This is a genomic window from Pontibacter brevis (genome assembly GCF_054779655.1).
On the sequence record NZ_BAAGXV010000077.1, the window covers coordinates 1 to 13,095 of the forward strand.

A 13,095-nucleotide genomic window follows, 5' to 3' on the forward strand; every position below is an offset into this window, starting at 1 on the left:
AGGAGAAAATCGAGTCCTGGAGACAGGAGTACAACTGCTTCCGGCCACACAGTTCATTAGGTGACATAACGCCGGAAGAGTGGGTAAAAAAGAATATAGTGAAACTCGAATTCTCTACTTTTGACCGGCCCTAAAAATGGGAGGAGCTCAAGTTAAAGATTTTTTCAACTTTCAAATGGCCAACTTTCAGGGAAGTCTACACCATAGATTCTTTTCTGGGATGTTACGTAAGCCATTTCCAGGATGCCCCTGTACAAGTAGTTTATTTGCGGCACTGTCTCCACAAGATGGAAAAAGTCCTGATAGGAAATAGCCAGGAGTTCTGTTGGTTCCAGGCATTGAATGAACTCAAAGGAGGGCTTCTGCTCAATAAAACTGGTTAGAGCAGTGCCAAACTTGCCCTCAAAAGCAAAATAACGTGTCAATTCATGGCCTTCTTCGTTTGTAGTATAAAACCGCAGGCAGTCGGAGTTGACGAAGTAATTGAACCTGCAGATTTCTCCGGGCTTCAGCAAATGCTCATTCTTCTTATATTTCTTTGGTGTAAAGTATTTAGACAAGTAGTTAAAACAGTCTTCATCGATAGCTGTCTTTTCTGAAAAGTATTGATATAACATGCTGTGTACAAGAACAGTATAGGGGGTGGTTACTGGTGACGCTTTCGGGTTTTGCATTCGGACGGATTCCGGAGCACAAAACTGTCAACCTGCATTGAACTTCAATAGAAGCATAAGGCTCCAAGTTTGCAAGTCACCCCATCTGACGCAAAATCCGTGTTAGCGGTAGCTTTATTCATTTGTAGTTAAGTCTTTAAACATAATGTAAGTGTCAACAAGTCCTAATGTTTTGTGTCGAAACGCTTTTGGTGTCGTGCCGATAATTTCAAAACCAAATTTCTGCCACAGCTTAACGGCACTTTCATTTGTGCTAACTACAATGTTAAACTGTATTCCTAAAAACCCATTGTCTTTGGCGAACTGAATTGAATGTTCACAAAGTTTTTTCCCTGTCCCACGTCCGTGATATTTTGGGTTTACCATATAACTGCAGTTCGCAATGTGGTCACCCAAGTCAATTTGATTTGGCTTTATGATATACGTTCCTAAAATTTCGTCATTGTCAACCGCAACAAATGTGTTCATATAGTCAGCAAACCAATGCTTATGCAAACTCTCTTTTGGTGTATTTGGGTCAAATACAAAAGTGTCACCTGTCGAAATTACTTTTTTGAAAATACCCCAGACTTTGTCAAAATCGGTTTGTTTGTCGGCTCGTCTGATTTCCATTTAAGTCGTATTGTTTAGATTTTATTCTCTTAGTCGTGTGTCGGTAAAAAACACCGCTAACTAATGTACAGCAGGAGCTACCTGTTCCTGCAATCTGCCTATGTATGGAGTTGGTTTCACCTGTCCTGTGGTTGATTTGAGGCATTTCCTCTCTGGCTGAAATCATCATGATAGTAAACCTTCTCCTTAGAGCCAAGATAAGAAAGCATTGGCTATAACTGCTAATTAAATCAGTTATATATCCTTTTGCTATATACCCACTCACCCGGGTTGTGAGCGCACAGACAAGCAGGACATAGCAGGACAATAATCAGCGTAAAAATTAGTAGCTTGAGCATCAACGTGTAAAAGGATAGCATACAGGCAGGTGATACCAACTGCAGCGTGTGCACCTCCTCATTAAAAGGCTACTGTTTATGATAAAGAAACGCATCCTGGGTCTTTCGCTGATTTTTGCGACCGGTCTGCTGCTAAGCCTGTCTCCACAGGATAGCCGGCCCAACATCATCATCATTCTGGCTGATGACATGGGCTATTCAGATATCGGTTCCTTCGGTTCTGAAATAGAAACCCCCAACCTGGATGCCATGGCAGAGGGAGGCCTGAAAATGACCCAGTTCTATAACTCCTCCCGCTGCTGCCCTACACGCGCTTCCCTGCTCACAGGCCTTTACCCACACCAGGCAGGGGTGGGGCACATGGTGAACGAAAGAGAGCAGCCCGGTTACCGGGGCATGCTGAACGAAGAGTGTGTGACCATGGCCGAAGCCTTAAAAGAAGGAGGCTACAGCACGTACATGACCGGCAAATGGCACCTGAACGACCGCAAGGAACACTGGCCGGTGAAGCAGGGCTTCGACCGATACTTTGGTTTGCTGGACGGGGCCAACAGTTACTTTGGCAACCGGCCCTACCGCCCTAACCAAACTTTAACCTATGCCCTGGACGACAAGCCTTACACCCCCGGTGAAGGCTTTTATGCCACCGACGCCTATACTGATTATGCTCTGAAGTTTATCCAGGAAGGAAAAGATAAGGACAAGCCGTTCTTCTTATACCTGGCCTATACAGCACCGCACTGGCCTTTACATGCCCTGGAAGAGGATATTGCTAAATACAGGGGGCGCTACATGAAAGGCTGGGATAAAATGCGGGAAGAACGTTTCCGGCGCATGCAGGAAATGGGCATTATCTCACGTTCTACCAAATTATCTCCCCGGGATGAGAACGTGCCGGCGTGGGGTTCACTCACAATGGATGAGAAAAGAAGATGGGACGAGAAAATGGCGGTGTATGCGGCCATGGTCGACCGCATGGACCAGAACATCGGCAGGCTCCGGCAGAAGCTCCGGGAAACAGGCGAAGATAAGAACACCATCATCATGTTCCTGTCAGACAATGGCGGCAGCTACGAAGCTATCGAGGGGTCTGGGTTTACGCAGGAAATCCTGGAGGCGAGTAAAAAGTCACCCAGCGATCCTACCTCTTTCACGGCCTACCAGTACGAGGGCGCCAACGTCAGCAATACCCCTTTCCGCAAGTTTAAACGCTGGGAGCACGAAGGAGGCATTTCTACGCCATTCATCGCATACTATCCGGGTGTTATCCAGGCAGGCAGCGTTAGTCACCAGCCCGCACACATCATCGACCTGATGGCTACCAGCCTGGAACTGGCCGGGGTAACTTACCCAGAAACCTACAAAGGGAATGCCATCAAACCAATGGAAGGCGTTAGCATGGCTTCGCTGTTCAATGGTGAGCAATGGCAGGGGCATGACGCTATCTTCTTTGAGCATGAAGGCAACCGTGCCGTGCGGCAAGGCGACTGGAAGCTTGTTTCTATTTACCCGGAAAACAAGTGGGCGCTTTATAACATGAAAACGGACCGGTCGGAGTTGAATGACCTGAGTGCCCGCCTTCCAAAGAAAGTAAAGGAAATGGAAAAGCTGTACGTAGCCTGGGCAGCACGCTCGAACGTCCTGCCTTTTGCACAGCTGGAAGAATATGACAGGCAGCGGAAGCGAGGTAAGAACAATTAATATTGACATCCTTTTGCTGAGGAATTATGCTTCCCAGTGGAGCTATTGCAATACCTTCAATATAAGAATAACAGCTGCCGTTGTTGTGTGTTTTCACCAACAACTCGCTGGTCAAAAGACACAGCAAGGGCTTTAAGTAAGTAGAGAGTTTAAGTACTTCATATTAAAATCAAATAGCTACTTGAATAAAAACATAAAGACAGATGGAGCGGATTGCATTTAAAATGAAACTAAAGCCCGGCTACGAGGCAGAGTATAAAAAACGGCACGATGAGATATGGCCGGAGCTGGCGCAGCTTCTCAAAGAGGCTGGTGTAAGTGACTATTCCATTTTCCTGGACGAAGAAACCAACACGCTCTTTGCCGTGCAAAAGCAAAACGGAGCCTCTTCACAAGATTTAGGAAGCACAGCCATCGTGCAGAAGTGGTGGGCCTACATGGCCGACATAATGGAAACAAACCCGGATAACTCCCCGGTAAGCGTGCCCTTGAAAGAGGTGTTTTGTCTGGAGTAAAACAGGTATTTATATTCAACTTACTGTGCATTGGTAAAACAAGACAACGTTTTTAGTCCAGCGGGACGATATGTTGATAGAATAACAGCTTATTCCAGCTCTAGCTTCAGCGGAGCGGCATGGTGATATTGCTTTAACAGGCCGCTCCGCTGGAGCTTAAACGTGATTACAAACCAGCAGGCTATCAGCATATCGTCCCGCTGGGACTTCTGCGCAGGAGTTGCAGGAAAGATTATAGAACGATACTTAAACAGCGGGCATACTACAGTTCAGGTTGTGACTAGTAAATTGAGCAAAGTGGCAGTGACAAAAGCCAAAAAAAATGATTAAATGTATTTTATGATGCATAAACTAAAATTCCTTCCTGCGCTTCTCCTGTGCAGCACCATCTTAACCAACTGCCGCCAGCCACAGGCTTCCGAGGCTGTAACAGACACAGCCAGCACCATACAGGCACAAAATGCGGCGGTATGGCCTGAGGTAGAAAAAGAAATGCGCCCCTGGACCCGCTGGTGGTGGATGGGCAGTGCCGTGGATGAACAGAACATCGACCGGCTGCTGAACGAGTATGCCGATGCAGGCATGGGTGGGGTGGAAATAGCGCCTATTTATGGGGCGATGGACTATGAGAGCCGCTACATCGACTTCCTTTCTCCCCGGTGGATGGACATCCTGAGCTATACTGTAAAAGAAGCTGGCGAGGCGGGTATGACGGTAGACATGACGCAGGGAACTGGTTGGCCGTTTGGCGGTCCGCAGGTAAAGCCGGAACATGCGGCCTCCCGGCTGATTGTACAGACCTACACCCTGAAAGGCGGGCAGGTGCTGAAGGAAAAGATTGTGGTGAAGGATCCCAAGCAGCAGGAGGTAGGGGCTTCGCTACAGGCGGTGATGGCTTACAGCGACAAAGGCGAAATACAAAACGTAACCGATAAAGTGGGGCCGGATGGCAAACTGAACTGGACTCCGAAAACCGGTAACTGGACGCTGTATGCTGCCTTCAATGGAAGGACCCGGCAGATGGTAAAGCGGGCGGCTCCCGGAGGGGTGGGCTATACCCTGAACCACCTGTCAGAAGATGCGGTAGAGGCTTACCTGGAGCGGTTCAGCAGCGCCTTTGGTGACAGGAACTATGGGGTAAGAGCCTTCTACAACGACAGCTACGAAGTATACGGGGCCGACTGGTCGGGAGAGTTCTTCGAGGAGTTCGAGAAGCGCAGAGGCTATGATTTGCGCCGCTACCTGCGGGAACTGGTAAGCGAGGAGCACACCGAAACAGTGGCCCGCCTGAAGTCCGATTACCGCGAAACCATGGGAGAGATGTTGCTGGACAACTTCTACAAGCCCTGGAACAAATGGGCGCACGAGCGCAACAGCATCACGAAAAATCAGGCGCATGGTTCACCTGGCAACCTGCTCGACCTGTATGCTGCCGTTGACATACCGGAGTGCGAAACCTTCGGCTCGAGCTACTTCCCAATCCCGGGCCTGCGCCGCGACAGCGCCGATGTGCGCAACGTGGACCCGGACCCAATCATGCTCAAGTTCGCTTCTTCGGCTGCGCATGTGACGGGTAAGAACCTTGTTTCCTGTGAAACCTTTACCTGGTTGGGCGAGCACTTTAAAACTTCTTATTCGCAGATGAAGCCGGAGGTGGAGCAGGTGTTTCTTTCCGGTGTGAATCATGTCTTTTACCACGGCGTTACCTACTCTCCGGAAGATGTGGCGTGGCCGGGCTGGCTGTTCTATGCCTCTCTTAACCTGACACCGGCCAACAGCCTGTGGCCGCAGTTCAGCGGGTTTAACAACTACATCACACGGGTGCAGTCGGTGCTGCAATCTGGCAAAGCAGACAACGAGTTGCTGGTGTACTGGCCCATCCATGATGTTTGGACAAAGCCGGAAGGCATGGAGATGATGATAAAAGTACATGACATCGACGAGTGGCTTCACCCGACGCAGTTCTACAAGCAGTCGAAGCAACTCATGGAAGCTGGTTACTCTCTTGACTTCGTTTCAGATAAAATGCTACAGGAAGCCAGCGTTCAGGAGGCTAACATCCTAACGGCTGCTGCGGCTCCGGCACACAAGGTGCTGGTTATTCCGCAGAGTAAATACATGGCGGTAGAAACACTTGAAAGAATCATGCAACTGGCTAAAGAGGGCGCTACTGTTGTGATAGAAGAATTGCCTGCCGATGTACCGGGTTTGCACAACCTGGAGGAAAGAAGAGCGCAACTGAAGCAACTGAAGGCCTCGCTGACTTTTACAGATGCGGCAAATGGCATCCGGCAAATGAAAATTGGTAACGGGGAAATCCTGCTCTCCGGAAATGTGCAGCAGGCGCTGGAGTATAAAAGCATACAGCGGGAAGCCTTGACTGATACGGGCCTGAAGTTTACGCGCCGTCAGCTACAGGATGGCAAATACTACTACCTCGTCAACCATACACCCAATGCCATCGAGACGACTGTTCCGCTAAATATAGCCGCGCAAACTGTGGTGCTCATGGACCCTCAGAGCGGCAACACCGGCCTGGCCATGGCCTCAAGAGCAAACGACAAAACGAACGTGCGGGTACAGCTAAAGTCAGGTGAAGCGCTTATTCTGAAAGCAACTTCCGCCCCGGCGCAGCACCTGGTGGCCTGGCAGTATTTGGAGAATTCCGGCGCACCAATCGAAATAAAAGGGGAATGGGACCTGCACTTTACACAAGGCGGTCCGGAGTTGCCTGCGGGCCAGAAACTGAACCAACTGAAATCCTGGACAGAGCTTGGCGACAAAAAAGCGGAGGCCTTTTCAGGCACTGGCGAATATACCATCACCTTTGATTTGCCTGCCAAGAATGCAGAAGAGTATGTGCTGAACCTGGGCAAAGTAAACGAAAGTGCTAAGGTGTGGCTAAACGGCCAGGAAGTAGGCACCTTGTGGAGCATCCCGTTCCAGGCAAGGGTAGGCCAGTATTTAAAGCCAGGCAAGAACACGCTAAAGGTAGAAGTGGCTAACCTGATGGCTAACCGCATCCGGGACATGGACCAGAAGAAAATTGAATGGCGGAAGTACCACGAGATAAACTTCGTGAACATTGACTATAAACCTTTCGATGCTTCGGTGTGGAAACCGATGCCATCGGGTCTGCTTGGTCCGGTCACGCTTACACCTTACAGCACCTCCGCAAGCAAAGTGTCCAGTTCGCTATAAGAAACAAGCTGGAGTACTGGCAGTGCCGGGATATACTATGGCAGCATGGCAGCACGGTAGGTGGAGGAGTAGCAAAGTGGCCGACAGCTCGAAAGAGCTATCGGCTATTTTGCTTATGGCTGTGCCCGATTCCCTTACCGAAATCAGCTGAGCCTACGCAAAGCATGATGCTGTTCCGGATTTGCAATTCGTTGGCTTACCGGCAGCTAAGCCGCTGCATGGCGAATTATAAATCCGCAACCTCCATACTTTCAGGTTCTGAATCCAAAAGTGCGTACCCTAGCTACCTATACCTTTCTCGGCCACAAAAACGGAAGGTGTAATCCTGTTAACACATTGGCTTAATTCCCGCGTTCACGTCAGATTTATCCCTGAACTACCTGCCAAAGGCGCATATCTGATACACTACTGTAATAGGATAAAAAATGGCAGCCGTATCATGTGAGTTGGCGTTGCGCTTGTTGCCTAGAGTTTTAGGAGGTAGCCTTGTGAGCCTTAGCGGTACTTCTTTTTTAGACGAGCAAAAATGTCTTCTAATGCCTCCTCCCACAGCAACTGGTTCAGTGCTTAATGCACAGCGGCAGAAACATGTAAGTGCTGCTGTTCTTTTACAATGTTTCTATAGAATACAGAAAACCGGTAAAGATTGGGTAATCGGTTGCGCAGAATGACCTCCTACACTCTCTTTATCCTTAAATTTTAAATTTCTGTAAAAAACTTGTATATAATCTTTGGAAGTGAGTAAACGCTTTTCTATATTTCTAATGATAATCGCTTTGAAATAAAGCTTTTATGCCGTTAAGCAGCGCAGACAGAGATGTGGGAACATCTCTTCTCTTTTAATAGGTTGCGCAATCGATTGCGCAAATCTAGGCAGTAAAGTGCAGTATTAGAGCCTGAAGTAGGACAGATGTAAAAAGGGGTTGTATAATTATTTAAAGATATAGCTGTGCCACTGAAGAACTACCTGCCTGGATGCTTTGCATTTTAGTTGAAAAAAATCACATAAAATACCACCTGAAGTCCTGATCATTATGATACGTCAGCTATTTAAAACGCAAAGTTTATGCATATGAAAAAGAAACTCTATTGTGCTCGCTATTTCTTATGGGTGTGGCCGCTGCTTGGGGTAGGCTTCCATGCCGCCCAGGCTGAGGTAAAACCGCCTGTAGCATCACGGCATACCAGCGCAAATCAAAAACAGGTAAGCACTGTTTTGTTTGCATCTGGTACTGATTTCAAGGATGATGGCTTGAAGAAGGCCAGGCAGGCAGATATTACGTTGCGCGGTAGAGTGACGGGTGAGGACGGGGAAGGTTTGCCAGGTGTAACCGTTCAGGTAAAAGGCACTTCCAGAGGAACCAGCACAGACATGGAAGGCAACTTTACAATTGTAGTTCCGGATGGCAATGCCGCTTTGCTGTTCTCTTACATCGGATACTCCGCCCAGGAAGTAGCGGTCAATAACCGTTCTACTATAAATGTTTCCCTGAAGCCTGATGCAAAGGCCCTGGACGAGGTAGTGGTAACAGGTTATGGCACACAGCGGAAGGCTGATGTTTCCGTCGCTATTGCGAGTGTGGAGGGGGCAGCCATAGCCGAAAGAGGAACAGTAAGCCCTTTGCAGGCTGTACAGGGGCAGGTAGCCGGCGTGGATATTTCTGCCGGTTCAGGTCGTGCCGGTACGAACTATAACATCCAGATTAGGGGCCAAAACTCTTTGGCAGGAGGGCAACCTTTGTATGTAGTGGATGGCGTAATCGTGCCGGATATCAACTTCCTTAATCCCCAGGACATCTCTAAAATGGATGTGCTGAAGGATGCGGCTTCTACCGCTATTTATGGCTCCCGCGGCTCAAACGGGGTGGTGATTGTGACTACGAAGCAGGGAAGCACGGTAAAAGGTGCTCCAACCATATCTTACGACGGGTATGTGGGTATCCGCAAAAATGTCAGAATGCCGGACTTTATGACCGGAGCCGAATGGTGGGAGTTCAGGCAGAACGCGTATATCGTTCCTGAATTAATTGCCGGCCGGAATCCTACGACCATAGAAAGTGCCGGCTCCGGTAATCCGGAAGTAGCCCGCCGCATCGCGGAAAACGACTATACCAACTGGCGTGACCTTGTGCTGCAAACCGGGGTTCAGAATAACCACTGGCTCACCGTGTCAGGCACGAGCAGCAACAACATGCAGTACGTGATAGGTGCCGGTTATCAGAACGAGAAGGGTAACCTCTTAAACGAATATTTCGACCGCTATAACTTTAAAGCCAGCATAGACCATAAACTGACAGAGAAGTGGGCGGCAGGAGCCAGTTTTAACTTCGCCCTTTCTGAAATAGAGCGTGGCAGTGATCTGGCCGTAACCAATGCTTTCCGGATGTCGCCTTTATTTAAGCCTTATGATGCCGAAGGCAACCTGATTTTCAGACCCGGGCAGATACCGGTGCCCAATACGGATCCCGTTGCAGTTACCAGTATGACAAGCTCTGTGAATCCGCTGCTTGACAACGCCAACTCAGAGAACAACACCCGGCGTGCTTTCGGGGTAGGTAACATTTACCTGCAGTACTCCCCGCTGGATTGGCTGGATATCCGCTCCTCTTTTGCTCCCCGAATCACGGTCGAAAGAAATGGCCGCTTCTGGGGTTCCCAAACAGAAAACAGGGGTGGCCTGCAGCCCGCAGCCGAGCTAAGAAACCAGGAGGCTTTCTCCTACATCATGGATAACCTGGTAACGGCAAGGAAGAATTTCAATGACCATAGCTTTACCTTCACTGGTCTCCACAGCATGCAGCAAGACAGGGTAGAGAGCAGCTTCAGCCGGGTAACCAACCTCCCGTTCAATTCTTCTTTCTATAACCTTGGCACAGCGGCCAACCGCGAAAGAATTGAAAGCGACTTCAGCAAGTTTACACTTGTCTCTTATATGGCAAGGCTCAACTACTCCTTCCGTGACAAGTACCTGTTAACGCTAGCTACCCGCTGGGATGGTGCCTCCAAACTATCACCCGGTAACAAATGGGCCTCTTTCCCATCTGCGGCAATTGCCTGGAGGCTTTCTGAAGAGGAGTTCATCAAGAACATTTCCCTTATTTATGATTTAAAAGCCAGGTTCAGCGTGGGTATTGCTGGAAACAACAATAACATCAACCCTTACGGCACCCAGATGAACCTGAGCAGCCCTACTTTTTATGATTTTGGCGGTACGCTTGCCCTGGGTTATACACCAAACAGGCTGCCAAACCCAAACCTGACCTGGGAACGGACACGCGAATACAACCTGGGTATGGACTATGCTTTACTGCAAGGCAGAGTTTCCGGAAGTGTGGATGTGTATGACAAGCTTTCCCGCGGCGTGATTATGGACAGGGATGTGGCCATAGAAAATGGCTGGGTCTCTATAAAAGACAACGTTGGTTCTGTGAGGAACAAAGGGGTGGAGCTGTCTTTAACAACTGTGAACGTGGCCTCTGGTGGCTTTTCCTGGACGACCACCTTTAACCTTGCCAGAAACAAAAATGAGATTGTAGAGCTCCTCGATAAGAAAGAAGATTTGCCCGGTAACGCCTGGTTTATCGGCCAGCCTATCAACGTGAACTACACTTATGTGTTTGATGGCATCTGGCAGGAAAATGAGCGGGATGAGGCCCTGAAATACAAGCAGATTCCGGGCCAGGCGAAGGTGCTGGATATAAACAACGATGGTGTGCTCAACAACGAAGACAGAGCCATTATAGGACAGCGGGATCCAAAATGGACAGGAGGTTTCTCCACTCAGTTTGCCTTCAAAGGATTTGACTTGTCAGCGTCTGTATTTGCAAGACAGGGCCACCAGGTATACAGCCCGTTCCATGCCGAGTTTACGAACATGGGTGACAGGGGCCGGTCAAAACTGGATGTGAATTACTACATGCCTTCCAACAACATCACACCAGCGCGTGCCTCCAACGAATATCCAATGCCGGGCCGCCCTGGCGATTACTGGTCATTGGTAGGCTACTACAAGGATGCTTCTTTCGTGAAAGTGCAGAACATCTCCTTCGGCTATAATCTGCCGTCAGAGTTGGTGCAGCGAGTAAAGTTGAAAAGCCTGCGGGTGTATACAAACATCCTGAACCCATCTGTTTTCACAGACTATGACGGGTTTGATCCGGAGTTTGCAAGTGGTATAGATGCCACCACGACACAGGTTACGAACAGCACAACGGGCTCGCTTGCGAACACTGGTGTTAGTACGGTAACATATCAGTTTGGCGTAAACGTAAAATTTTAATCGAAGAAGATGAAGAGATATAGCATACTGGGCCTGCTGCTGCTGTTTTTTGTAACAACAGGTTGTGATGATTTCCTGGAGGAGGAAAACAGATCAAACATAGTGTCTGATGAGTACTATGCCACAAGAGAGGGATATGAAAAACTGGTAAACTCCGCTTACGGAACACTCCGCACTGTTTACAGTGAGCCCTGGATTTTTATGGCCGGAACGGATTTATTTGTAGAGGGCCGTGATGCACAGCCGAAGGGCATCAGCGAATACAGGGAATTAACGCCGGAGGATGCAGCCGTAGAAAATTTTTACCGGAATACCTACGCAGCCATCCAGGTGGCGAATACAGCCCTGCATTTCAACGATAAAACAGCTGCATCACCAACTTTACTGTCGCGTAGGGGAGAGGTGAAGTTCCTGAGATCCTACTATTACTTTCTTCTGGTGCAGAATTTTGGTGGCGTTGCCATCGTAACGGACCGCTTTACTGCGCCGCAGGAGAGGTTTAATCGTAATTCAGCCGAGGAGGTGTACACCTTCATTATCAACGAAATGAATGAGGCGCTGGGTTTGGTGCCGGAGTCAACAAATGAGTTCGGCCGTGTAACGAAGAGAGCCATTCAGCATTACCTGGCTAAAGTACACCTTACCCGTGGTTATGAGTCGTTCGGCACCCGGCAGGACTTTGAGCAGGCTGCTGCTTTGGCTGATGCTGCTATTGCCGGCCAGCCTTTGACGATTCCGTTCGAGGAGCTTTTTTACCCCGGCAACGAGCGCAATGCGGAAATCCTCTTCTCCATTCAATATGATCCCGGTTCTGTGTTGAACCCACAGAACACCGGGAACAACCAGAACTACTGGTTCGGGCCTTATATGGGCGGGCAGGGTGCTGTACAGGGTTACCCGCAGCGGGCGTATCGGCTGGTACCTACTATGTACCTGTTCGATGTGTTTTCGCAGGATGATGCCCGGTTTGACGCCACTTTTATGCTGGAGTACTATCAGCGCTATTATGATTACTATGACAAGAGGAATGAGAGAGACAACCTGAACGTGCGCTTTTATTATGCACCAAAGTGGGCATCCAGTGCTGAAGATATAGCAGCCTGGCGGGCAGTAAACCCTACACGTCGTACCAATACACAGGTAATCCCTTATTCAGAGGCGTGGGAAGCCTCTAACTCTACAGCCCTGGACAATGCCACACCGGCCATCAAGAAGTTTGATGATCCGAAGGCTGTATTCGGAAACCCGACCAGTACACGTGATATTTACCTGGCTCGTTTGGGCGAAACGTACTTGATTGCTGCGGAGGCTTATTTACAGCTGGGCGACCTTGCTACTGCCGCTGCCAGAATAAACGAGGTAAGAGAAAGAGCGGCCAAGCCAGGTGAAGAAGACGATTTCCTTATCTCAGCTGCTGATGTAGATCTTGATTTTATTCTGGATGAGCGGGCGAGGGAATTGGCTGGAGAATACCACAGGTGGTTCGACCTGAAGCGCACCAACACATTGATGGAAAGAACCAGATTGTATAACAGGGACATCAGAAACTGGTACAACGCAGGAGTTGATCCTTTCCAGGGTGTAGGCGGAGCATTCAAGGTGCTGAGACCAATCCCTTCACGTGCTTTGCTCCTGAATGAAGGAGAATATGCTCAGAATCCGGGCTTTTAATGCGAAAATTAATTTATAATTGATTACTTATGACGACAAGAGCAATCCGAAGAATCGGGATTGCTCTTGTTAGTCTTACTGGCACAAAGCCAGCACTGTAACTG

General features: G+C 48.9%; 8 protein-coding genes. 6 read left to right on the top strand and 2 right to left on the bottom strand.

Annotation, left to right across the window (positions count from 1 at the left end; genetic code table 11):
• The coding region (locus ACYVB1_RS15880) for an integrase core domain-containing protein (protein ID WP_460924796.1) at positions 1-134 on the top strand (134 nt) is incomplete at its 5' end.
• 30 nt (positions 135-164) lie between these two features.
• Here ACYVB1_RS15880 and ACYVB1_RS15885 read toward each other — a convergent pair.
• Positions 165-617, bottom strand: a complete 453-nt coding sequence (locus tag ACYVB1_RS15885; RefSeq protein WP_460924767.1) for a Crp/Fnr family transcriptional regulator — start codon at positions 615-617, stop codon at positions 165-167.
• Positions 618-788: 171 nt separating this feature from the next.
• On the bottom strand, positions 789-1,286 hold the full coding sequence (locus ACYVB1_RS15890) for a GNAT family N-acetyltransferase (RefSeq protein WP_460924768.1): 498 nt from the start codon (positions 1,284-1,286) through the stop codon (positions 789-791).
• A gap of 416 nt (positions 1,287-1,702) precedes the next feature.
• Between ACYVB1_RS15890 and ACYVB1_RS15895 the strand changes: the two genes are divergently transcribed.
• The 5 genes from ACYVB1_RS15895 (at position 1,703) to ACYVB1_RS15915 (ending at position 12,991) form a co-directional block, all read left to right on the top strand.
• The gene (locus ACYVB1_RS15895) at positions 1,703-3,325 is read left to right on the top strand and encodes an arylsulfatase (protein ID WP_460924769.1); all 1,623 of its coding nucleotides are present in this window, start codon (positions 1,703-1,705) and stop codon (positions 3,323-3,325) included.
• Positions 3,326-3,528: 203 nt separating this feature from the next.
• Complete coding sequence (rhaM, locus tag ACYVB1_RS15900) at positions 3,529-3,840, top strand: L-rhamnose mutarotase (RefSeq protein ID WP_460924770.1); 312 nt, start codon at positions 3,529-3,531, stop codon at positions 3,838-3,840.
• A 339-nt stretch (positions 3,841-4,179) separates the two neighbouring features.
• Entirely contained in the window at positions 4,180-7,041 is a 2,862-nt protein-coding gene (locus tag ACYVB1_RS15905) for a glycosyl hydrolase (RefSeq protein WP_460924771.1), read from the top strand.
• A gap of 1,072 nt (positions 7,042-8,113) precedes the next feature.
• A complete protein-coding gene (locus tag ACYVB1_RS15910; protein WP_460924772.1) occupies positions 8,114-11,320 on the top strand; it encodes a SusC/RagA family TonB-linked outer membrane protein in 3,207 nt (1,068 codons plus the stop codon).
• Positions 11,321-11,329: 9 nt separating this feature from the next.
• Positions 11,330-12,991 (top strand): RagB/SusD family nutrient uptake outer membrane protein, encoded by a 1,662-nt coding sequence (locus tag ACYVB1_RS15915; protein ID WP_460924774.1) that lies wholly within the window; start codon positions 11,330-11,332, stop codon positions 12,989-12,991.
• Positions 12,992-13,095: the final 104 nt, after the last annotated feature.